Origin of the sequence: Paraburkholderia nodosa DSM 21604 (assembly GCF_000519185.1) — a bacterium.
GTDB lineage: Bacteria > Pseudomonadota > Gammaproteobacteria > Burkholderiales > Burkholderiaceae > Paraburkholderia > Paraburkholderia nodosa.
Window position 1 is genome coordinate 44,636 of sequence record NZ_JAFA01000024.1, and the last position, 23,060, is coordinate 67,695.

Below are 23,060 nucleotides of genomic sequence, written 5' to 3' on the forward strand. Positions count from 1 at the left end.
ATTTGCGTTACTTATTTATCTTCGACACGAAGGATGGCGAGGAAGGCCTCTTGCGGAATCTCGACCGAGCCGACCTGCTTCATCCGCTTCTTGCCTTCCTTCTGCTTTTCGAGCAGCTTCTTCTTACGCGTGATGTCGCCGCCGTAGCACTTGGCCAGCACGTTCTTGCGCAGCGCCTTGATGTTCTCGCGCGCGACGATGTGCGCGCCGATCGCGGCCTGAATGGCCACGTCGTACATCTGGCGCGGAATGATCTCGCGCATCTTCGCCGCGACTTCGCGGCCGCGGTACTGCGACTGCGAACGGTGGACGATGATGGACAGCGCATCGACCTTGTCGCCGTTGATCAGCATGTCGACCTTCACGACGTCCGAAGTGCGGTACTCCTTGAACTCGTAGTCCATCGACGCGTAGCCGCGCGACACCGACTTCAGACGGTCGAAGAAGTCGAGCACGATTTCCGCCATCGGAATTTCGTACGTGAGCTGCACCTGGCGGCCGTGGTACTGCATGTTGATCTGGTTGCCGCGCTTGTTCGTACAGAGCGTGATGACCGAACCCACGTACTCTTGCGGCATGTACAGGTTCACGGTCACGATCGGCTCGCGGACCTCGGCGATCTTCGAGGGCTCCGGCATCTTCGCCGGATTCTCGACCTTGATCGTGCTGCCGTCCGCCTGTACGACCTCGTACACCACGGTAGGCGCCGTGGTGATGAGGTCCATGTCGAACTCGCGCTCGAGACGCTCCTGCACGATTTCCATGTGCAAGAGACCGAGGAAGCCGCAACGGAAGCCGAAGCCCAGCGCCTGCGAAACTTCCGGCTCGTATTGCAGCGAAGCGTCGTTGAGCTTGAGCTTTTCGAGCGATTCGCGCAGCGCGTCGTACTGGTTCGCCTCGACCGGATAGAGACCCGCGAACACCTGCGGCTTCACTTCCTTGAAGCCCGGCAGCGGCTCGGCGGCCGGCTTGGTCGCGAGCGTGACGGTGTCGCCCACCTTGGTCGCAGCGAGTTCCTTGATGCCGGCGATGATGAAGCCCACCTGCCCCGCCGAAAGCTCCTCGAGATTGCGCGACTTCGGCGAGAACACGCCGACGTGCTCGACCGGATACTGCGCGCCGGTGGCCATCAGCTTGATCTTGTCCTTCGGACGCAGCGTGCCGTTGACGATACGCACGAGCATGACCACGCCCACGTAGTTGTCGAACCACGAGTCGATGATGAGCGCCTGCAGCGGCGCTTGCGGATCGCCCTCGGGCGGCGGCACCTTGACGATGAGCGCTTCGAGCACGTCTTCCACGCCGAGGCCGGTCTTCGCGCTGCAGCGCGTGGCGTCGGTGGCGTCGATGCCGATCACGTCCTCGATTTCTTCGATGGCGTTTTCGGGGTTGGCGGCGGGCAGGTCGATCTTGTTGAGCACCGGCACGACTTCCACGCCGAGTTCGATCGCGGTGTAGCAGTTCGCCACCGTCTGCGCCTCGACGCCCTGGCTCGCGTCCACCACGAGCAGCGCGCCCTCGCACGCAGAGAGCGAGCGGCTCACCTCGTAGGAGAAGTCGACGTGCCCCGGCGTGTCGATCAGGTTCAGGTTGTAGACCTTGCCGTCACGCGCCTTGTAGGTGAGCGCAGCGGTCTGCGCCTTGATGGTGATGCCGCGCTCGCGCTCGAGATCCATCGAGTCGAGCACCTGCGATTCCATTTCGCGGTCGGACAAGCCGCCGCACAGCTGGATGATGCGATCGGCGAGCGTCGACTTGCCATGGTCGATGTGCGCAATGATCGAGAAGTTACGAATATGATCCATTCAGTACCGATCAAGCGAAAAAGGCGCGCCCCAACGATTGCGTGGCACGCCTCGTAAACAGATGAAAAACCGGACTATTTTAGCCGAAAAGGGGTCCCACGGGCGAACCATCCGGTGATGTAACGGATGTGTCATGGCGCGACGCAGATGTCCCGCGGCGTGCCGGCCGTTAGTTTCACGCACCGCCCGTCGGAGCCGGCGGTGCGCTCGGTGCGCCAGGACCCAGGCCCAGCGTCGCGCGCACGCGCGCCTCGTCGAGGCGGTAGTGACACAGCTCGATGCCGTCGCAAAGGAGCACCGGCACGAGTTCGTCGTAACGGGCCTGGAGCGCGGGGTCGGAATCGACATCGACGACGTCGAGCCGCGCGCCCGCCGCTGCGACTAGCGGCTCGAGCGCCACGCGCATGTCCTCGCACAGATGACACCACGCGCGCCCGTAGAGCACGAGGTGCGCGCTCGTCCGTTCGAGCGCGCCCGGCGCCGCCGACGCAGACCGCATGGGTGTGCGCATCGGCGTTACTTCTGCCCCGGCGCGCGCGGACGCAACGGCACGAACTGCGTGTTGTCGCCGCGACGCACGAGCACCGCCACCATCTTCTGCGGGTCGAGATGCGCGGTCACCTCCTGGAACTGCTTCGCACTGGTGATATCCGTGTCGCCCACGCGCAGGATGATGTCGCCCTTCTGCAGGCCGGCGCGCTGTGCGGGGCCATCCACCGCGTCCACCATCGCGCCACCCTTGATCTTGAGCTGGGCGAGCTGGTCGGCGGGGATATCGACCACCGCGATACCGAGCGCGTTCAACGCGCGCGGCTTGGGCTCGGGCGCCTTTTTCTGGTCGGCCTTCGCACTCTTGTCGGTCTGCATCTCGGCGATCGTGATCGGCAGATCGCGCGTTGCGCCCTTGCGCCAGACCGTCACGGTCGCCTTGGTGCCCGGCTTCGTGTCGCCGACCATGCGCGGCAGGTCGGTCGCGGCGTCGACGCTCACGCCGTTGAACTTCAGGATGATGTCACCCGGCTGGATGCCCGCCTTGTCGGCCGGGCCGCCCGGCTCGACGCTGGAGACGAGCGCGCCTTGCGCCTTGGGCAAACCGAGCGAGTCGGCCACGTCCTTCGTCACCTCGCCGATGGCCACGGCAATGCGGCCGCGCGTGACCTTGCCCGTGGACTTGAGCTGATCCGCCACGCGCATCGCCTCGTCGATCGGAATCGCGAACGAGATGCCCATGAAACCACCGGTGCGGCTATAGATCTGCGAGTTGATGCCGATCACCTCGCCCTGCATGTTGATGAGCGGACCGCCCGAGTTGCCGGGATTCACGGCCACATCGGTCTGGATGAACGGCAAATAGTCGCCCGTGTCGCGCCCTTTCGCGCTCACGATGCCCGCCGTCACGGTGTTCTCGAGGCCGAACGGCGAACCGATCGCCACGACCCACTCGCCCACGCGCACCTTGTTCGAATCGCCCATCGTCACGGCCGGCAGATTCGCGGCCTGGATCTTCACGACGGCAACGTCGGTGCGGTCGTCCACGCCGATCAGCTTGGCCTTGAATTCGCGCTTGTCGGTGAGCGTCACGTAGATGCTGTCCGCGTCGTCGACCACGTGCGCGTTGGTCATCACGTAGCCGTCGCTCGAGAGGATGAAACCCGAGCCGACGCCGCTATTCTGTTCGGTGTCGTTGCCGCTGTCCGGGCCGGAGTCCGAACCGCCACCCTGACTTCCGCCCTGGCTGCCACCCTGGCCGCCGCCCTGCCCACCCTGCGGCCCTTGCGGGAGCGGGATGCCAAAGAAGCGGCGGAAGAATTCCGACATGTCGCCTTGATCCATGCCCGGTGGCAGGCCGCGCTGAGCTGAGGAGACACGCGTGGTGGTGCGGATATTGACGACCGACGGCCCCACTTTGTCCACGAGGTCGGCGAAGTCGGGCAGGTTGGCAGCCGGCGCCGCCGATGCCACATGCGGTGCGAACGGCAGGCACGCCGCCACGACCGCGGCCGCGAAGAATTTGCGCAGCGGGAGAATCGTCATATCGAAGTCAGCCGAAGGAAGGAGTTACCTGGGAGCCTTGTATTCTATGGCAGACGCGAACTGCTGCAACGTGGTCTGGGGCACTTCGCCAAGCAACGTGATGAAGTAATCGCCGCTGCGCTTCACGAGCACGTGGGTCGCGCCACTGCTGCCCGAGCCTTCCTTGCGACTGTTGTTCTTGACCGGCTCGATAAACACGGAGAGTGTGGACAGTCCGTCGGAGAATACGGCCTGATCGACCGGGATGGGCGGATCGCTCGCGTCGCGCGCCGCCATCGGCCGACGCACTTCGCGAATCTTCTGGAACCCCGGTGCGGCCTGGCCAAACGACCAGCCCTGCGCTTCGATGTCGACCGGCTGGAGCGGCGGGCGCACCACGTTCCAGCCCTCGATATTGCGCATACCGTTCACGATAGGCGTCTTGTCGACCGGACCGCCGATGCGCACCTGCGTGAACGCGAGCTGCTGGAGCACCTGGCCGTTCGACGGGTCGAGCATCTGCGAACGCAGCAGCAGACCGGTTTTCGCGTCCGCCCACAGCTTGTAGGCAAAGCGGAAATTGTCCTTCGGGTCTAGCTGGATCACCTGGCTGTCGAGGCCCGCCACCCGGTCGTTGCCGAGCATCTTCGGCTCGTAGACGCCCAGCACCTGGTCGCCGCTCGTGGAAAGCAGCGCCGGGAAAGCGTCCTTGTTCTGGCGCTTTTCGACGACGAGCAGCTTGCGCTCGGGCACGAAGGTATAGAGATCGTCGTTGTGGCGCAGCATCGTGCGCGGCTTGCCGTCGAGGCTTTCGAGCTTTTCGAACTCGCCATCCTGCTTCGAGGCGTAGTGCGTGATGCGCGAGGACTGCACGAACTCGCCGCGCTGGTAGACGAAGGTGCCTTCGTAATTTTGCTGCTGGGCGGCCTGCTGGATGCGGTCGAGCAGCTGTGCCGCGCCCTGGCGCGCGGCGGCATCGGCCGCGGACGCGCCTTGCGCGTGGGCACGCGGGGCGACAGACAGTGCGGTGAACATCACGGCTGCACAGCAAAGGAATGCCGGCAACCGCCCCCAGATTGTCTTTTTATTCAACCGCAATGTCTGCATCAAACTTATTGGCCTTGCGTGGTAAGAGCGGCTGAGCGGACGTACGGCATGGAGTCCGACATGACCGGTTGCTGCGCGAACTGCTGGTGCGCCTGCAGATATTCGTCGAGCCGCGCGTCGCGGATGATGTTACCGTCCTGACCGCCCGCGACAGGCGCTGGCGTGGTGTTCATCGCCACGCGCTGCACGCCGTCGCCCTGCGACTGCACGGCGGCGATTTGCGGCGCGCCGGCCATGCCCACGCCGCGCATTTGCGGCATGACGATCCACGTGAGCGTGGCGGCGGCCGCCGCCACGGCCAGCGACGGCATCACGCGACGGCGCAGCGCCAGAATGCGGCCCACGCGCCCGTTGCGGCCAGCCTGCGCCTGCGGCAGCGCGGCGGGTGCGAGCAGATGCGGCTCCGCTTCGAAGCGCGCCGCGAAACCCGTCATGAAAGCGCGGCTTGCCGCCTGGCTGAGGGCCAGATCGTCAGAACGCAGCACGTCGCCGATCAGGTGGTACTCCGACCAGGCTGCGCGCCCTTCGCCGTCGAGTTCCAGATAATTTCCGTTCAGATGCTCCTGCGCCGACGCTTCACCGTCGACGAAGGCGGACAGACGCTCGCCGCGCGAGCTTGATACCGATTGCATCGAGACCGAACCCATGATGCTCCCCATTCCCTAACAGACGTCCCTTTGACACCAACTCATTCTGGTGAATCGCGTCGCCGCCCGGGGCGAAGCTGGTGCTTCTTCTTACCAGCGCTTGCCTTCCGGAGTGTCCAGCAGCGGACGCAATTTTGCCGCAATGGCTTCCCGAGCGCGGAAAATTCTCGATCTGACGGTGCCGATCGGGCACCCCATCATCTCGGCGATTTCCTCGTAGCTTAGGCCTTCTATTTCCCGAAGCGTAATGGCGGTGCGCAGCTCTTCCGGTAAAACCGCCATCGCAGCATTGACCGTCTGTGCGATCTGCTTGCTCATCAACATCGACTCGGGCGTATTGATATCCCTTAGTTGATCGGCGTCCGAGAAAGTTTCCGCTTCTTCAGCATCTGCCTCGGTAGAAGTCGGCGCGCGTCTTCCCTGGGTCGCAAGGTAGTTCTTCGCCGTATTGACAGCAATCCGGTACAACCACGTATAGAAAGCCGATTCGCCACGAAACTGCGGTAGTGCGCGGTAAGCCTTGATAAAGGCGTCCTGGGCCACGTCCTCGACCTCGGCGGGGTCCCGCACGAGGCGCGAGATCAGCCGGATGATCTTGCGGTGGTATTTCGAGACCAGGAGCTCGAACGCGGCCTTGTCGCCTTTTTGCACGCGCTCGACCAGAACCTGATCAATTTCTTTTTCGCTCACCTGAAAAATCCGTTAGCACATGAAGTAGACGTGGGGGCACCATTGTAGCGTCCTCGCCACGGTCTCACGTTACGTGAGTAACAGCGGTTACAAGCTTTACAGCGAAAGGAAGCTCAGCGACCGGCCGCGCTGCGCGCGCGCACGGCGAGTGTGCGGAAGGCTTCTGCCGGAATGGCGTCGGCGGCGACGAGAATCGTCGTGCGGCGTGCGCCCTGCTCCACGACGAGCGCGAGCAGCCATGCGCCCCATTGCGACGCGCCCGCAAGGCGCCCGGCCGCGAGGCAGGCGCCATCGCGCGACCACGCCACCAGAAAATCTGACCCGATTTCGAGGAAGGCCGGTTGCTTGCGTCGCCACGCCGCAGCCGCGAGGCCGCCGGTCGCGAGGAACGCCAGCGTGACCGGCAAGGCTTGCCAGGCGCCGAACCAGGGGACGAGCGTCGTGTAGACGGCGGTCGCGGCCACGCCCAAACCCGCGGCAACGAGCAGTTGCAGCGCACGCGATGGACGCAGGGAAAGAAGCGGCGCGCCCGCGCGCCGCGAGGGGAAAGCAGGAGGAACGCGGCCGGCCGAAGCATTCGGCGCGGCCGCTGTCTCGTCGTGCGGGATCAAGCGTGACGCTTGAAGACGAGCGTGCCGTTGGTGCCGCCGAACCCGAACGAGTTCTTCAGCGCGATGTCGATCTTCATGTCCCGCGCGGTGTTCGCGCAGTAGTCCAGGTCGCATGCCGGATCCTGGTTGAAGATGTTGATCGTCGGCGGCGACACCTGGTTGTGCACGGCCAGTACCGTGAACACCGACTCGAGGCCGCCCGCGCCACCCAGGAGGTGGCCCGTCATCGACTTGGTCGAGTTCACGACGATGTCCTTCGCGTGGTCGCCAAAAGCGCGCTTGATCGCCGTGGTTTCCGCGAGGTCGCCGAGCGGCGTCGACGTGCCGTGCGCGCTCAGCCAGTTCACTTCGCTGGTGTTGACGCCCGCGTTCTTCATCGCGGCGATCATGCAGCGGCGCGCACCGTCGCCGTCTTCCAGCGGCGCGGTCATGTGATACGCATCGCCGCTCATGCCGTAGCCGCCGATTTCCGCATAAATCTTCGCGCCGCGCGCCTTCGCGTGTTCGTACTCTTCGAGCACCATCACGCCCGCGCCTTCGCCGAGCACGAAGCCGTCACGGTCCTTGTCCCACGGACGGCTGGCCGTCGCCGGATCGTCGTTGCGCTGCGAGAGCGCGCGCGCCGCCGCGAAGCCGCCGATGCCGAGTGGCGAGACGGTCGATTCCGCGCCGCCCGCGATCATCACGTCGCAGTCGCCGTATTCGATCAGACGCGACGCTTCGCCGATGCAGTGCAGGCCGGTCGTGCAGGCCGTGACCATCGCCAGATTCGGGCCCTTGAGGCCGTACTTGATCGACAGATGGCCCGAGATCATGTTGATGATCGAGGCCGGCACGAAGAACGGCGAGATGCGGCGCGGGCCGCGGTTGAGCAGTTCGGTTTGCGTGACTTCGATCATCGGCAGGCCGCCGATGCCCGAGCCGACGTTCACGCCGATCCGCTCCGCGTTCGCTTCGGTGACTTCGAGACCGCTGTCCTGGATCGCCTGCATGCCCGCCGCGATGCCGTAATGGATGAACGTATCCATATGGCGCGCTTCTTTCGCCGGCATGTAGTCTTCGACGTTGAAGCCCTTCACTTCGCCGGCAAAGCGGGTCGAGAAGTTCGTCGCGTCGAACTTCGTGATGTTGGCGATGCCGGACTTCCCGGCGACCAGATTGGCCCAGCCGTCGGCAACATTATTGCCAACAGGCGAAATCAGCCCCAGGCCTGTAACAACAACTCGACGACGGCTCACGGTAACCCCTTATCCATAGATGACAAAAACAAAAGCCACAGAGGCCACAGGAAATGCTCCTGTGAGCCCTGTGGCTAGTTGACCGGCAGATGCCCCGCAGCGAGTGCGGCAGGCGTATGCGGTTTCACGGGCGAGCGTCCTCGCGGGCCGCCAGCGCATGCGCGGCGCGGCCCAGGCGGGAATCTGGCGCTTAGGCCTTGACGTTCGCGCGAGCGTAGTCGATCGCTTGCTGAACCGTCGTGATCTTCTCGGCTTCCTCGTCCGGGATTTCCATGCCGAACTCGTCTTCGAGAGCCATGACCAGTTCGACGGTGTCGAGCGAGTCGGCGCCCAGATCGTTCACGAACGAAGCTTCGTTCTTGATTTCAGCTTCGGCGACGCCCAGTTGCTCGGCGACGATCTTCTTGACGCGCTGTTCGATGTTGTCCATTACCCCTCCAAGGGAAAAAAGTTAGCTCATGAGTGCGAGTGCGCGCATTTTATCAGGTTTGACCTGGCTGAAAAGCGGCGCTCAAGGTTCCGGAAGGCTATCCGCGACGGCGCTTGGGCAATGTTTTGCATCAAGCGCATCAAGGCGCGGATAGTACCTGAATCCGGTTAAGACATATACATGCCGCCGTTCACGTGCAACGTCGTGCCCGTGATGTAGGCTGCCTGCGGCGACGCGAGGAACGCGACCGCATGCGCGATGTCGTCCGGGCTGCCGAGGCGGCCCAGCGGAATCTGCTGCTTGAGCGCGGCTTGCTGCTCCGCCGGCAGGTCCTTCGTCATATCGGTGTCGATGAAACCGGGCGCGACGCAGTTCACAGTGATGCCGCGGCTGCCGATCTCGCGTGCGAGCGCGCGCGTCATGCCCGCCACGCCGGCCTTGGCGGCGGCGTAGTTGGCCTGGCCCGGGTTGCCCGACGAGCCCACCACCGAGGTGATGTTGATGATGCGGCCCATGCGCGCCTTCATCATCGGGCGCAGCACGGCGCGAGAGAGACGGAACACCGACTTCAGGTTGGTGTCGATGACCGAGTCCCACTCGTCGTCCTTCATGCGCATCGCCAGGTTGTCCTGCGTGATGCCCGCGTTATTAACGAGGATCGCAAGACCGCCGAATTCCTTGACCGTTGCGTCGATCAGCGCTTCCGCCGCTGCGGCGTCGTTCACGTTGAGCACCGCGCCGCGGCCCTTCAGGCCCGCCGCTTCGAAAGCGGCCGAGATGGCCTGCGCGCCGGCTTCGCTCGTTGCCGTACCGATCACTGTCGCGCCCTGGCGCGCCAGTTCCAGCGCGATCGCGCGGCCGATGCCGCGGGTGGCGCCGGTCACGATCGCGGCTTGATTGTCGAGAGTCTTTTCCATCGTTTGAATCCGTTAGCGGTGGTGGCGTAGGCGCTCAGGCCTTCAGAAGCGCGAGCGCTTCGTCGAGCGACTTCGGATCGAGCACCGAGGCCCCGACCAGATTGCCGTCGATACGCCTGGTGAGGCCCGCAAGCACCTTGCCCGGACCGCATTCGACCACGTGCGTCGCGCCGTGCGCCGCGATGGCCTGCACGCATTCGACCCAGCGCACGGCGCCCGCGGCCTGGCGCACGAGCGCGTCGCGGATCTTCGCGGGGTCGGTTTCGAATGCCACGTCGACGTTGTTCACCACGGGAATCTGCGGCGCGTTCAGCGTGACGTTCGCGAGATAGTCGCGCAGCTGATCCGAGGCGGGCTTGAGCAGCGACGAGTGGAACGGGGCCGAAACCGGCAGCGACAGCGCGCGCTTGGCGCCCTTCGCCTTGGCGATTTCGCAGGCCTTCTCGACCGCGCCCTTGTGGCCCGCGATCACGACTTGCGCCGGCGCGTTGAAGTTCACGGCTTCGACCACGCCGCCGCTAGCCGTAGCGGCTTCCACGCAGACTGCTCGCACGGTGTCGTCGTCGAGACCGAGCACGGCGGCCATGCCGCCCTCGCCCACCGGCACCGCGCTCTGCATTGCCTGCGCGCGAAAGCGCACGAGCGGCACGGCGTCGCGGAATGCGAGCACGCCGGCGGCGACGAGCGCCGTATATTCGCCGAGGCTGTGGCCTGCGACGATGGCAGGCAGAGGACCGCCCGCCTGCTGCCATGCGCGATAGACGGCGTAGGCGGCGGTGAGCATGACCGGCTGGGTGTTGGTGGTGAGATTGAGTTCTTCGGCGGGGCCTTCGGCGATCAGTTTGCCGAGGTCCTGGCCCAGCGCGTCGGACGCTTCTTGCAGCGTCTCGCGCACGACGGCGTTATCGGCGAAGGCGTCGAGCATGCCGACGGCCTGCGAGCCTTGTCCGGGAAAAACGAACGCGAAATTCATAACGTCCCCAAATTCGATCAATACGGGTGGGCAATGCGCTCGGATGAACCGCCGCCGGCTGCGCACGACGTGCACGTCGTACGCCAGGACCGGCTGCGGGAGCGCGAGAGCCCGCTCAGGATGCTTAGAAGCGGATGACGGAGGCGCCCCAGGTGAAGCCGCCGCCGACGCCTTCGATCAGCACGTTATGGCCGCGCTTGATGCGGCCGTCGCGCACCGCGACATCGAAAGCGAGCGGAATCGAGGCCGCCGAGGTGTTGCCATGCTCGCCGACGGTCACCACCATGCGCTCGGCGGGCAGGCCGAGCTTGCGGCAGGTGCCCTGCATGATGCGGATGTTGGCCTGGTGCGGAATCAGCCAGTCGACCTGGTCGGCGGTCAGCTGCGCCTTGTCGAGCGCCTCGATCGCGACCTTTTCGAGCACGTTCACGGCCAGCTTGAACACGGCCTGGCCGTCCATGTGCAGGAACGCGTTGCCCGCGATCACGCCGCCGTGCACGTTGCCTGGCGTGCACAGGATGTGCGCGTAGCTGCCGTCGGCGTGCAGCGCGCTCGAAAGCACGCCCGGTTCGCTCGACGCCTGCATCACGATCGCGCCTGCGCCGTCGCCGAACAGCACGCAGGTGGTGCGATCGCTGAAATCGAGAATACGCGAGAAGGTTTCCGCGCCGACCACGAGCGCCGTGCGATGCTGGCCGCTACGGATCAGGCTGTCGGCCACCGAAACGGCGTACGCGAAGCCCGAGCACACGGCCTGCACGTCGAACGCCGCGCCGTGATTGCGGATGCCGAGCTTGTTCTGCAAGAGGCAGGCCGTGCTCGGAAAGACGAAATCGGGCGTGGAAGTGGCGACGATGATGAGGTCGATCGACTGCGGATCGACGTCGGCGGCCGCGATCGCACGCTGCGACGCCGCAAGCGCGAGATCGCTCGTCGTGACGTCGGGGGCGGCGAAGTGGCGCGCGTGAATGCCCGTGCGGGCCACGATCCACTCGTCGCTTGTCTCGACGCCTTTCGCGGCGAGCCGTTCGGCCAGTTCCTGGTTGGTGACGCGATCAGGCGGAAGGTAGCTGCCCGTGCCGATCACGCGGGAATAGAGAGTCGATTGAGCCATTATGCCTTCGAGGATGATGCGGCGCCGGGCGGTACTTCGCCCGCTGCCTGGCTGGGCGCATTGGTAGCCTGCCCCGCCTGCGCGGCTTGCACGTTCTGGGCGCCGCCGGGCTCGTCTGCCGCCTGTTCGAGCGAACCGGCGTTTTCTTCCATGGCGTGCGCGAGGCGCTCCAGCACACCATTTTTGACGGCATCATACCCGCGATTGATCGCACACTCAAACGCGTAGGCATCGGCCGAGCCGTGGCTCTTGATGACGAGGCTCTTCAAGCCGAGCAGCGCCGCGCCGTTGTACTGGCGATGGTCGACACGCTTCTTGAATCGCATGAGCACGGGCAGCGCGGCAATCGCCATGAGCTTGGTGAGCCACGAGCGACCGAACTCTTCCTTGATCATGTCGTTGAGCATCTGCGCGAGGCCCTCCGACGTCTTGAGCGCGACATTCCCAACGAAACCGTCACAGACGATGACGTCGACGGTGCCCTTGTAAATGTCGTTGCCTTCGACGTTGCCGCGGAAGTTCAGCGTGCTCGCACGCAGGAGCTCGCCCGCGCGCTTGATGGTGTCGTTGCCCTTGATGACTTCTTCGCCGATATTCAGGAGCCCGATGGTTGGGCGATCCTTGCCCTCGAGCGCCGCGACGAGCGCGTGGCCCATCTCCGCGAACTGCAGCAGGTGCTGCGGTTCGCAGTCGACGTTCGCGCCGAGGTCGAGCATCGTCGTGTAACCACGCGGGTTCGGCAGCGCGAAGGCGATAGCCGGGCGTTCGATGCCGGGCAACGTCTTGAGCACGTAGCGCGACACGGCCATCAGCGCGCCGGTGTTGCCGGCCGAAATGCAGGCTTGCGCCTCGCCCTCTTTCACGCGATTGAGCGCGACGCGCATCGACGAGTCTTTTTTCTTGCGCAGGGCGACTTCGACCGGATCGTCCATTTCGACGACCTCGGTGGCGGGCACGACGGTAAGCGCGGGATGGTCCGACGCCTTCAGCTTCTTCAACTGGGCGCGAACCGCCGACTCGACGCCCACGAGCATGAGATGCGCGTCGGGGTGCGAGCGGACGAAATGGACTGCGGCAGGCACCGTCACAGACGGGCCGTGGTCGCCTCCCATGCAATCTATCGTGAGCGTAACAGTCATGGAATGCGACGGATTTCAGGCACAAAAAAGCGGCAGTTTAATGCCGCCTTTTTTGCCGAGCCGAAATATGGTCAAGCGAACGGAATCGTCAGATGCGGCGCCAGGTCGTCAATACTGCGCGACACTGCACCGCACGCTGAAACGATTAGTCGTTCTTGGTCTTGACGACTTTCTTGCCGCGGTAGTAGCCGTTCGGGCTGATGTGGTGACGCAGATGCACTTCACCCGTGCTCGGCTCGACGGCCAGCGGCGCGCCCGTGAGGAAATCGTGCGAGCGGTGCATACCGCGCTTCGACGGCGACTTCTTGTTTTGTTGAACTGCCATGATAACTCCTGAAAATTTTCCGAATTCTAACACAGCCCGATCCGGCCGCCGCCACCCTTGGGGGATGGCCGGACTCCGGGCTCAGGCCCACGCGTCTGGTACTGCCTGCCCCGCACAGCCGCCCAAGGCTTACCTTAGTGCTTGCTGCCAGGACCGTCCTTCTTGAGCGATTCGAGCGCCGCAAACGGGTTGACGCGCTCTTCCGGCTCGATTTCCTGCTCCGGCACGTCGTCCACGGAATCCACTCCCTCCGCGCCGTCGGGACCCGAGGCGAGGCTTTCGTGAATTTCCGGACAGACTTCGTGCTTCGGCACCAGCGGCAGCGCGAGCAACAGCTCCTCTTCGATCAAGTCGACGAGATCGAAATGGCGCGAGCCCACGATCACTTCGACTTCATCGTCGTCGAGCGGAAACTCGTCCGCCTCTTCTTCCGTCTGGACGATACGGAAGGTCGCATCCGCATTGAATGCCTGCTCGTACGGAGCGAGGCACCGCTGGCACGTGAGCCACGCGCCACCGTGAACAGCAAGCCGCAGGTATGGCTGCGGCCCTTCGGTGCCGTTGTCCTGCAATTCCTGCTGGATAAAGCCCGCAGCCTGCCAGGTGAACGCGGTGTCGCGATCTGGCGCCTCGGCCGGGACTTCGTTTAACATGCGCGGCAGTTGCGAGACGCGCACGACACCTGCCGCCTCGCGCTCGCTGCGCGCGAATTCGAAGATATCGAAGTCGCGCGGATTCAGTTCAGCGCCAGCAGGCTTACCAGAATGTTCGGTCATGTGCGCTCTCCTGCTTCAAGGCTTAGGGCGGGGCAAGCGATGCGCGAAAAGCCGCCAGCGGCTCGCAGCAATCCAGCCTGGACCGGCCCGCACTGGTCTGCATCGACCTGCGTTTGCCTATATTTGCCATCGACACGCTGCTGCCGGCAAGGTCTTTCGAGCCGTGACACCGCAAAATTCAGGCGCCCGCACAAGACGTACGACGAGAGCATACCGATGAAAAGCCCAAAATCATATCGCCTTTATCTTTGTGAGTCAAACACTTAAGCTCGCATACGCAAGTGTCTGTGCGAGCGCGGTTTTCGGGAGCCTCTGACGACGTTTTACGGGAAATCTGCCCCCGTTTTCGAGGCGGAATCCACCCGGAAATCGCCAAAGCACAGCCGTCCTTTCTCCAGCCACATTCGCAGCCGCCTTCATACTCCGATCGAACATGCAGGATTCTCCCTCGCAGGCCCCGCGCACGGGCCGCCCCGCCCTCATCCTCGCCTCCAGCTCGCGCTACCGGCGCGAGTTGCTCGAACGTCTGCGCATTCCGTTCGACACAGCCGTGCCCGCCGTCGACGAAACGCCGCACCCTGGCGAAACGCCCGAAGCGACGGCGCTGCGCCTCGCTGCCGCAAAGGCCCGCGCCGTGGCCGCCGCCCTGCCCGCCGGCGCCGCGCGCACGCTCGTGATCGGCTCCGACCAGGTCGCCACCTTCGATGGCCGCCAGATCGGCAAGCCCGGCACGCACGAACGCGCGCTCGAGCAGCTGCAGGCCATGCGCGGCCGCGAAGTGTTGTTCCATAGTGCCCTGAGCGTGCTCGACACCGCCACTGGCCAAACGGATACCGTCGATGTCGTCACGAAGGTGCGCTTTCGCGACCTGCCCGACGCCGCACTCGACGCCTATCTGCGCGCCGAAACGCCATACGACTGCGCGGGCAGCGCGAAATCGGAAGGACTTGGCATCGCGCTGCTCGAAGCGATCGAATCGGATGACCCCACCGCCCTGATCGGCCTGCCGCTCATCGCGCTCACGCGCATGCTGCTTGCCGCGGGCTATCCGTTGCTGGAGACGCAAGCATGAGCCTCGGCACTCTCTATCTGATCCCCAACACGCTGGGCGAAGGCGACGATGCCGCGCTCAACGCCGTCCTGCCCACGCCCGTGCGCGAACGCGCGGGCGCGCTCGCCAGTTATATCGGCGAAAACGCGAAGACCACGCGCGCCTTCCTCAAACGCGTGGGCACGACACGCCCGATCCAGGAAATCGAGATCCGCGAACTCAATGTCAACACGCCCGCCGGCGAGGTCGAGAAGCTGCTCGCACCGCTGCTTGCGGGCATCGACACGGGGCTCGTCTCCGAGGCGGGCGTGCCCGCCGTCGCCGATCCGGGCGCGCTGCTCGTGCGGCGGGCGCACGAGCGCGGCATCAAGGTCGTGCCGCTCGTGGGCCCGAGCTCGATCCTGCTCGCGTTGATGGCGTCGGGCCTGAACGGCCAGAGCTTCGCGTTTCACGGCTACCTGCCCGTCGACGCGAACGAGCGCGTGAAAAAGCTGCGCGATCTGGAGCAGATCTCGCGCAAGATCAAGCAGACGCAGATCTTCATCGAGACGCCCTATCGCAACCGCACACTGCTCGACGCGCTGCTCGCGACCTGCGCGCCCTCCACGCTCGTGTGCGTCGCCGCCGATCTCACGCTGCCCACCGAGACGATCGTGAGCCGCGCCGTGTCCGACTGGAAGAAGAAGCCCGCACCCGAATTGCAGAAGCGGCCGGCGATTTTCCTGCTGCTCGCGCACTGAACGCATCGGCGCGCAAAAACGAATCGGCCGCTGCGCAACCATCGCGCAGCGGCCGATTTTTCTCGAGGACGACCGGAAACTAAAGCGTCGCCGCCGCTCAGTGCACCGATACCTTGCCGCCCATCAGCAGCGAATGCACAGCCGCCGAGCCGATGTTCGCGCCCACGCGCTTCGCCACGCGATCGGTGAGGCTCTGCTTGACCGTGTAATCGACGACGTCCGGCGCCTTGATGACCTCGCGCGCCACGTAATCGGTGTCACCGTAGCCGTCCGCGAGACCGAGCTCCACGCTCTTCTGCCCGGTCCAGAACAGGCCCGTGAAGATATCCGGCGAGTCCTTCAGGCGCTTGCCGCGGCCGGCCTTCACGGCGTCGATGAACTGCTGGTGAATCTGGTCGAGCATCTCCTGGGCGTGCGCGTCCATTTTCGGCGTATCGGGCGAGAAGGGATCGAAGAAGCCCTTGTTTTCGCCGGAGGTGCGCAGGCGCCGCTGGACGCCGAGCTTGTCCATGAGACCAGTGAAGCCGAATCCGTCCATCAGCACACCGATCGAACCCACGATGCTCGCCTTGTTGACGTAGATCTTGTCGGCCGCCGCCGCGACGTAATACCCGCCCGAAGCGCACATGTCGCCCACCACCACGTACAGCGGGATGGCCGGGTACTTGGTGCGCAGACGATGGATCTCGTCGTTGATGATGCCGGCCTGCACCGGGCTGCCGCCGGGGCTGTCGATATGCAGGATCACGCCCGCGGTGCCGTCGTCGTCGAAGGCGCTGTCCAGCGCGCTGATGATGTCGTCGGCGTTCGCCGGGGTGTCGGAGCCGATTTCGCCGTCGAGCGAAACGAGCGCCGTGTGGCGCCCCTCACTCTCCACGCGCGCACCCGAAAGATCGAGGATCGCCCACGCGATCACTACGAACACGGCGAGAAACGCGAAGCGAAAGAAGATGCGCCAGCGCCGCGCCGCGCGCTGCTCGGTGATGGCCGCGAGCGCGATGCGTTCGAGCGCCTCGCGCTCCCAGCCAGGCGCGGGCGCGCCGCGGTCTGACGAAGCCGCGCGAGGCGCTTCGTTCGAATCAGGGGTCGGATTGTCGGACATGCGAGCGGGTTACGTTCGAAAAGGTCGAAAGGGTCGAAAATCAGGAATCAGGTTGGGGTCGGACGCAAAGCGTCGTCCGGCAGCCAGAATACCGCACGCCCTTCGGGCGTGTCGCGTTCCTCGACTTGCACGGGGCGCAAACGCCCGCCGCGGCATGGGCCGCCCACGCACTTGCCCGTGTCGGGCTGGTAGATCGCGCCGTGCGTGGCGCACATCAGATAGAGCCCCGACGACTCGAAGAACTGGCCCTCGACCCAGTCGAGCTCCATCGGCACGTGCGCGCAGCGGTTCAGGTAGCCGTACACCTCTCCGCCGTAGCGCACGAAGAACACCACGGCCTCGCCGCCCGCGTAGGTCGCGTTCATGCGCCGCCCCTCGCCACCCTCGGCGAGTTCTTCGGCCGCGCAGACGCGCACCGGCGCGAGCGTTGCTGCCTCGGGCGCCGTGCTCATGCGTTCTCCCGCAGCCAGCCCGCGAGCGCGGCCACGTCCGGCGCGACGAAGCGCGGCTCGAGCTTTTCGAGCGCGCCGGACGCATGCGCGCCATACGCCACGCCGATGCCCGCCGCGCCCGCGTTGATCGCCATCTGCAGATCGTGCGTCGTGTCGCCGATCATCACCGTGCGGCCCAGATCCTGCCCCAGTTCGCGCGTGAGCTCCTGAAGCATGGCCGGATGCGGCTTCGAGAAGGTTTCGTCGGCGCAGCGGGTGCCGTCGAAGAGGCTCGTGAGCCGCGAATCCGCCAGCGCGCGGTTCAGCCCCACGCGGCTCTTGCCCGTCGCCACGGCGAGCAGGTAGCCGGTGTCGCGCAGTTCCGTGAGCATCTCGCGCACGCCTGCGAACAGCTCGGTCTGCTGGTCCTTGAGCAAATAATGGATGCGATAGCGCTCGACGAGCCGCGGGTAGTCGGCTGGATCGAGCGTCGGCGCGGCTATCTGCAGCGCCTCGCGCAAGCCCAGGCCGATCACGTAGCTCGCCGCCTCGTCGCCGGGCACGGGCAGGCCGAGATCGCGGCACGCCGCCTGGATGCTGCGCGTGATATGGGCGGTCGAGTCCATCAGGGTGCCGTCCCAGTCGAACACAATCAGGTCAAATAACTCTCGAGCCATGCAGGACTTCTCCAAACGCTGTCAGATTCGGTGTCATTCGGGGCGGCCCGCGCCAGGTCCGGCGCCGTCAGGTCGGGCCGCGTCGGTTGCCGCGCCTTCCTCGCGCTGCGCGCGCAGCGCGTCGACGAAGCCGCGGCAATCCGCCGGCAGCGGCGCCTCGAACTGCAACGGGACGCCCGTAATCGGGTGGGCGAGCTTCAGCCGGTGCGCATGCAGAAACATCCGCTTGATGCCCGGCCGCGCGCCCGTGCGCGCGAGCTCCTTGTTGAGCGCGAAGTCGCCGTACTTGGCGTCGCCGACGATCGGCAGGCCGAGGTGAGCGAGGTGCACGCGGATCTGGTGCGTGCGGCCCGTCTTCAGCTCGGCTTCGAGAAGCGCGTAACCCGGCCAGCGCTCGACGAGATTGAACACCGTGTGCGAGGGCATGCCGTCCGGCTGCACGCGCACGCGGCGCTCGCCTTCCGGGGTCAGATACTTGTGAAGCGGCTCCTTCACGGCGCGCCGACGGCCCCAGTCGCTCGCCCATTCGCCGTGGACGCAGGCGTAGTAGCGCTTGTCGGTCTGGTTATCGCGCATCTGCGCATGCAGGCCCACGAGCGCGGCGCGCTTCTTGGCGAGCATCAGCACGCCCGACGTTTCGCGGTCGAGCCGGTGGACCAGCTCGAGAAACTTGCCCTGCGGGCGCGCCTCACGCAACTGCTCGATCACGCCGAACGCCACGCCGCTGCCGCCGTGCACAGCCACGCCGGCGGGCTTGTCGATGACGAGCAGCGCGTCGTCCTCGTAGATGACGGGAAACTGGGCCGCCGGCACGGGCGCGGCGCCGGCCGGCGCGCTCGACTGCGACGTGCGGATGGGCGGCACGCGGACGATGTCGCCTTCTGCGAGCCGATACTGTGCATCGATTCGCCCCTTATTTACGCGCACTTCCCCGCTGCGCAAAATGCGATAGATGTGGCTTTTCGGCACGCCCTTACAGACGCGCAGGAGAAAATTGTCGATGCGCTGACCGGCCGCGCCCTCGTCGATTTCGACGAACGAAACCTGGTCGCTTGCGACCTGATTCTGGGATGTTTTGCCTAACCCTTTCATTCTGAATATAATTTGCCCAGCGCCGACGCAACGGTAGGCCGAATGGCCCAGGCCAAACGGCCAAATGTTCTGCGAACCACCCAATGGACACCCCAAGGGGGTTATCCTGGACTTGGACCACGCGGCGAGCGCAGGCTGCAAGCGATAAACGGTTATTTTACTTGCGCCCGGGGCTGGTTGCTCACCCTGTTTGATGAGAAGCAACGAGTTGCACGCACGGATCACCACTCCGGCAGGGACGGCGCCCACAGGCACGTTCGGTCAGGAGCGGCTCCGACGGTAACGGAACATTGGTATAAAGAATTTATCCGGCGCGTCCCGCCGCGCGGTCGAAGTGACCGCCGCAGGAGGCGCTGGTGGCGAAAATACGGCGAGCGCCCGAAGCGTCCCGGCAATGTGCGGGACACGGCGACGTCAAAAGTGGCGAGACACCCCGAGGGGGAAGACGGGCGTTCCTGAAAAGCTTCCCGTGCGCGGCCCTGATTGAATTTTGAGGCCGCGAACCTGATCCAGTCGCAAGCGCGCGCGGTTCGCCGCTGCGGCAAGCGTCTGTCACGGCCAGTGCGATGGGCTCAACCATCGGCACGATCATGGCCACGGCAGGCAGGTGGATTGGAAGCGCAGGAAAACGTTGACGTCGCGAACCCGCGGCATGTCTCTTCGCTTCTTGAAAACGTATTTCGCATGTGCCCACGCGGCCCCGTCCACGGCAACGCAACGCCGGACCGGCGCCCAGAAAAGGCAATTCTCCCCGCCATCGTTCCCGCTCCAGCGTGCTTGTGACAACACAATAAGGCGCGGCTCGCCGCTGCCCGCACCGTGCTGCCTGGCGTCGCCGCCGCGCACCGTGCGGCTTGCGCGCGAACGCACTGGAGTCGTTCAATGAAACGAATGCTGTTCAACGCGACACAGCAGGAAGAACTGCGTGTCGCCATCGTCGATGGACAAAAGCTCATCGACATCGACATCGAAACCGCCGGGCGCGAACAGCGCAAAGGCAACATCTACAAGGGGATCGTCACCCGTATCGAGCCTTCGCTCGAAGCGTGCTTTGTCAACTACGGCGAAGACCGCCACGGCTTCCTGCCGTTCAAGGAAGTCGCCCGCCAGTACTTCCGCGAAGGCATCGACATGCGCGGCGCGCGCATTCAGGACGCCCTCAAGGAAGGCCAGGAGCTGATCGTCCAGGTCGAGAAGGAAGAGCGCGGCAACAAGGGCGCCGCCCTCACCACGTTCATCTCGCTCGCCGGCCGCTACCTCGTCCTCATGCCGAACAACCCGCGCGGCGGCGGCGTCTCGCGCCGCATCGAGGGCGACGACCGTCAGGAACTGCGCGAAACCATGGCGCAGCTGCAACTGCCGGACGGCATGAGCATCATCGCGCGCACGGCCGGCATCGGCCGCTCCGCCGAAGAGCTCCAGTGGGACCTGAACTACCTGCTGCAACTGTGGCGCGCCATCGAAGCCGCGTCGCAGGCCGGCCAGTCCGGTCAGCCCATGCTGATCTACCTGGAATCGAGCCTCGTCATTCGCGCGATCCGCGACTACTTCCAGCCCGACATCGGCGAAATCCTCATCGACACCACCGAGATCTATGACCAGGCGCGCGCCTTCATGGATATCGTGATGCCGGACAATGTCAATAAGGTGAAGCGGTATCACGACGACGTGCCGCTTTTCTCGCGTTTCCAGATCGAGCACCAGATCGAGACGGCGTATTCGCGCACGGTACCGCTGCCCTCGGGCGGCGCGATCGTGATCGACCACACCGAAGCCCTGGTCGCCATCGACGTGAACTCGGCGCGCGCCACCAAGGGCGCCGACATCGAGGAAACCGCCGCGCGCACCAACCTCGAAGCCGCCGACGAAGTGGCGCGCCAGCTGCGTCTGCGCGACCTGGGCGGTCTGATCGTGATCGACTTCATCGACATGGAGTCGGCCAAGAGCCAGCGCGAAGTCGAGCAGCGCCTGAAAGACGCGCTGCGCCACGACCGCGCACGCGTGCAGATGGGCAAGATCTCGCGCTTCGGCCTCATGGAGCTGTCGCGCCAGCGCCTGCGCCCCGCCCTCTCGGAAGGCAGCCACGTGACCTGCCCGCGCTGTAACGGCACGGGTCATATCCGCGATACGGAATCGTCGGCGCTTCAGGTCCTGCGCATCATCCAGGAAGAGGCGATGAAGGAGCACACCGCGGCAATTCATTGCCAGGTGCCGGTCGAAGTGACCGCCTTCCTGCTCAACGAAAAGCGTGCAGAAATCAACAAGATCGAGTCGCGCTTCAAGGTCGGCGTCGTGCTGATCCCGAACAAGCACCTCGAAACGCCGCACTACAAGCTCGAGCGCCTGCGTCACGACGATGCGCGCCTCGACGACCCGCGCGCCTCGTGGAAGATGGCCGAGGAAGCGGCTCGCGAGCTCGAGTCGGAAACCGGCTACAGCAAGCGCACCGCCGAAGCCAAGCCCAAGCAGGAAGCCGCGGTGAAGGGCATCACGCCTGAGCGTCCGGCGCCGAGCGCGCCGGTCAAGCCGGCCGAAACCGCGCCCGTCGCGGCGCAAGTGGCCGTCACGCCTGCGGGCGGCGGCTTCTTTGGCTGGGTCAAGCGCCTCTTTGGCGGCGCACCGGCTGCGGCGCCCGCGCCGGCACCGGTCGCTCAACCCGAAAAGACCGCCCGTCCGACCCGCGAAGCGCGTACCGAGCGCGGTGAAAAGACCGGCAGCGGCGACCGCAATCGCAATCGCCGTTCCGGCGGCCGCGACGCGGCAGGCCGCGGCGAAAGCGCAGCCGGCGCACGTACCGGTCAGCCGGCTGGCCGCCGTGAGGAGCGCGAGCCGCGCGAGCCACGTGAACCGCGCGAAGTACGCGAAGGCCGTGGTGCCCGCGAGCCGCGTGAACCGCGCGAGCCGCGTGAACAACGCGAACCGCGCGAGCAACGTGAACCGCGTGAAACCCGCGAAGGACGCGCCGAGCGCGAACAGCGCATCGAACGCGTCGAGCGCGGTCAGGAACGTAGCGATGTCACGGCGGAAGCCGGCGCCGCACGCGGCGAGCGCCGCGAGCGTGGTGAACGTGGCGAGCGCGGCGAACGCAATGAACCGCGTCGCCGTCAGCAAGCCGAGGCCGCCGAAGCTCAGGAAGCGCGTCTCGATGCCGCGTCGGCAGGCGCCGAAGGCGTCGAAGCGCCTCACACGGAGGAACTGCCCGAAGGCATGGGCGCTGGTGCCGACGAAGAAGGCGCACAGCGTGAAGGCGAAGAACGTCGCCGCCGCCGCCGCGGCCGCCGTGGTGGTCGCCGCGAGCGCGAGACGGATGCAGCAGGCCTGACGCCGGGTGCAGACGCACCGGAAGGCGAAGAGCAAGCCGCACCCGCTCAACCGGCGATCGAGCAGCCCGCCGTTGCCGCGCAAGTGCATGAAGCATCGGCCGTAGAAGCGCACACCGAGGCTCCTGTCGAGACTGTCGTGACCGCACAGCCGGCCGCAATCGTCGCCACCGAAGCCGGGCACGTGCCGGCCGCCGCCGAGACGACTACGCCGGTCGAAACTGTCGCGCCCGCTGCAGAGCAAGCTCCGGCACCGACCGAGCAAGCTCCGGTACCCACCGAAGCCGCACCGGTGAGCGTTGAAACCGCACCGGTAAGCGTTGAAACCACGCACGTGGTCGAGCCGAAGGCCGAGGAACCTGTGGCGCCCGTCGCACCTGTAGCCCCTGAGGCGCCTGCCGCAGCGGACGAACCGGTCGCGCCGGCAGCCCCGGTCGAGCCGGTTCAGGCCGAAACGCAGCCTGTCGTGCGGGAAGACCGCGTCGAAGCACCGCGGACCGAAGAGCCTGTCGCAGCCGCACCCGTCGCTCAACCGGAGCCGGCGCAAGAAGCGGTAGCAGCCGCTCCGGCGGTCGTCGCGATCACCGAGCCGGCCGCACCGCATCCGGCCCCGGTGGCATCCGCGGCACCCACGGCTGCGGCCGCTGCAGACACGCTGCGCCCGATGCTGGAATCGGCGGGGCTCGTCTGGGTCAATACCGACGCCGACAAGCTGCGCGCCGCGCAGCAAGCCGCCGCCCAGCTGGTGAAGCCGGCACGCGCGCCGCGCGAGCGCAAACCGCTGCCGCCGGTCGACAGCGCGCCGATGCAGCAGGTCGAAACCACGCGCCAGCCGTAAGCGCTGCAAGCGCAACTGGCCGCG

General features: G+C 65.6%; 22 protein-coding genes. 3 read left to right on the forward strand and 19 right to left on the reverse strand.

Annotation, left to right across the window (positions count from 1 at the left end):
• Positions 1-11 precede the first annotated feature (11 nt).
• The 15 genes from lepA to A3CW_RS0129045 form a co-directional block, all read right to left on the reverse strand.
• Entirely contained in the window at positions 12-1,805 is a 1,794-nt protein-coding gene (gene lepA, locus A3CW_RS0128975; RefSeq protein ID WP_028206678.1) for a translation elongation factor 4, read from the reverse strand.
• 175 nt (positions 1,806-1,980) lie between these two features.
• Entirely contained in the window at positions 1,981-2,316 is a 336-nt protein-coding gene (locus tag A3CW_RS50365) for a glutaredoxin family protein (RefSeq protein WP_407669773.1), read from the reverse strand.
• 5 nt (positions 2,317-2,321) lie between these two features.
• A complete protein-coding gene (locus tag A3CW_RS0128985) occupies positions 2,322-3,839 on the reverse strand; it encodes a DegQ family serine endoprotease (protein ID WP_028206679.1) in 1,518 nt (505 codons plus the stop codon).
• Between the two features lie 24 nt (positions 3,840-3,863).
• A complete protein-coding gene (locus A3CW_RS0128990; protein WP_028206680.1) occupies positions 3,864-4,925 on the reverse strand; it encodes a MucB/RseB C-terminal domain-containing protein in 1,062 nt (353 codons plus the stop codon).
• Positions 4,926-4,930: 5 nt separating this feature from the next.
• The gene (locus tag A3CW_RS0128995) at positions 4,931-5,572 is read right to left on the reverse strand and encodes a sigma-E factor negative regulatory protein (protein ID WP_028206681.1); all 642 of its coding nucleotides are present in this window, start codon (positions 5,570-5,572) and stop codon (positions 4,931-4,933) included.
• Between the two features lie 90 nt (positions 5,573-5,662).
• Positions 5,663-6,262: an RNA polymerase sigma factor RpoE gene (gene rpoE, locus A3CW_RS0129000; RefSeq protein ID WP_027795258.1), complete on the reverse strand. Its 600-nt coding sequence runs from the start codon at positions 6,260-6,262 to the stop codon at positions 5,663-5,665.
• A gap of 113 nt (positions 6,263-6,375) precedes the next feature.
• Positions 6,376-6,873, reverse strand: coding sequence for a protein YgfX (locus tag A3CW_RS0129005; RefSeq protein WP_154678062.1), 498 nt, complete (start codon positions 6,871-6,873; stop codon positions 6,376-6,378).
• Entirely contained in the window at positions 6,870-8,111 is a 1,242-nt protein-coding gene (fabF, locus tag A3CW_RS0129010; protein ID WP_028206683.1) for a beta-ketoacyl-ACP synthase II, read from the reverse strand. The genes A3CW_RS0129005 and fabF overlap by 4 nt, the downstream gene beginning before the upstream one ends.
• Positions 8,112-8,301: 190 nt before the next feature.
• Positions 8,302-8,541 carry an acyl carrier protein gene (gene acpP, locus A3CW_RS0129015; RefSeq protein WP_004197638.1) on the reverse strand — a complete coding sequence of 80 codons (240 nt, stop codon included), beginning with the start codon at positions 8,539-8,541 and terminating at the stop codon, positions 8,302-8,304.
• Positions 8,542-8,708: 167 nt separating this feature from the next.
• Positions 8,709-9,458, reverse strand: a complete 750-nt coding sequence (fabG, locus tag A3CW_RS0129020; protein ID WP_028206684.1) for a 3-oxoacyl-ACP reductase FabG — start codon at positions 9,456-9,458, stop codon at positions 8,709-8,711.
• 34 nt (positions 9,459-9,492) lie between these two features.
• Positions 9,493-10,431 (reverse strand): ACP S-malonyltransferase, encoded by a 939-nt coding sequence (gene fabD, locus A3CW_RS0129025; protein WP_028206685.1) that lies wholly within the window; start codon positions 10,429-10,431, stop codon positions 9,493-9,495.
• A gap of 124 nt (positions 10,432-10,555) precedes the next feature.
• Positions 10,556-11,545, reverse strand: a complete 990-nt coding sequence (locus A3CW_RS0129030) for a beta-ketoacyl-ACP synthase III (protein ID WP_028206686.1) — start codon at positions 11,543-11,545, stop codon at positions 10,556-10,558.
• Positions 11,545-12,684 carry a phosphate acyltransferase PlsX gene (gene plsX, locus A3CW_RS0129035; protein ID WP_028206687.1) on the reverse strand — a complete coding sequence of 380 codons (1,140 nt, stop codon included), beginning with the start codon at positions 12,682-12,684 and terminating at the stop codon, positions 11,545-11,547. The genes A3CW_RS0129030 and plsX overlap by 1 nt, the downstream gene beginning before the upstream one ends.
• Before the next feature lie 145 nt (positions 12,685-12,829).
• Positions 12,830-13,009, reverse strand: coding sequence for a 50S ribosomal protein L32 (gene rpmF / locus A3CW_RS0129040; RefSeq protein ID WP_018441573.1), 180 nt, complete (start codon positions 13,007-13,009; stop codon positions 12,830-12,832).
• Between the two features lie 134 nt (positions 13,010-13,143).
• Positions 13,144-13,785, reverse strand: a complete 642-nt coding sequence (locus A3CW_RS0129045) for a DUF177 domain-containing protein (protein ID WP_028206688.1) — start codon at positions 13,783-13,785, stop codon at positions 13,144-13,146.
• Positions 13,786-14,218: 433 nt separating this feature from the next.
• Between A3CW_RS0129045 and A3CW_RS0129050 the strand changes: the two genes are divergently transcribed.
• The gene (locus A3CW_RS0129050) at positions 14,219-14,857 is read left to right on the forward strand and encodes a Maf-like protein (protein WP_028206689.1); all 639 of its coding nucleotides are present in this window, start codon (positions 14,219-14,221) and stop codon (positions 14,855-14,857) included.
• The gene (locus A3CW_RS0129055; protein ID WP_028206690.1) at positions 14,854-15,576 is read left to right on the forward strand and encodes an SAM-dependent methyltransferase; all 723 of its coding nucleotides are present in this window, start codon (positions 14,854-14,856) and stop codon (positions 15,574-15,576) included. Before A3CW_RS0129050 ends, A3CW_RS0129055 begins: the two co-directional genes overlap by 4 nt.
• A gap of 97 nt (positions 15,577-15,673) precedes the next feature.
• Here the strand turns inward: A3CW_RS0129055 and A3CW_RS0129060 are convergent, their stop codons facing one another.
• From A3CW_RS0129060 to A3CW_RS0129075, 4 genes are read right to left on the reverse strand one after another with little or no spacing between them, the layout of a single operon-like run.
• Positions 15,674-16,678, reverse strand: a complete 1,005-nt coding sequence (locus tag A3CW_RS0129060; protein ID WP_028206691.1) for a S49 family peptidase — start codon at positions 16,676-16,678, stop codon at positions 15,674-15,676.
• Positions 16,679-16,725: 47 nt separating this feature from the next.
• Entirely contained in the window at positions 16,726-17,130 is a 405-nt protein-coding gene (locus tag A3CW_RS0129065) for a Rieske (2Fe-2S) protein (RefSeq protein WP_028206692.1), read from the reverse strand.
• Complete coding sequence (locus A3CW_RS0129070; protein WP_028206693.1) at positions 17,127-17,786, reverse strand: HAD-IA family hydrolase; 660 nt, start codon at positions 17,784-17,786, stop codon at positions 17,127-17,129. The genes A3CW_RS0129065 and A3CW_RS0129070 overlap by 4 nt, the downstream gene beginning before the upstream one ends.
• Positions 17,787-17,819: 33 nt before the next feature.
• Positions 17,820-18,878, reverse strand: coding sequence for an RluA family pseudouridine synthase (locus A3CW_RS0129075; RefSeq protein ID WP_028206694.1), 1,059 nt, complete (start codon positions 18,876-18,878; stop codon positions 17,820-17,822).
• A gap of 882 nt (positions 18,879-19,760) precedes the next feature.
• Here A3CW_RS0129075 and A3CW_RS0129080 point away from each other — a divergent pair.
• A complete protein-coding gene (locus A3CW_RS0129080; RefSeq protein WP_028206695.1) occupies positions 19,761-23,036 on the forward strand; it encodes an Rne/Rng family ribonuclease in 3,276 nt (1,091 codons plus the stop codon).
• The last annotated feature ends 24 nt before the right edge of the window (positions 23,037-23,060 follow it).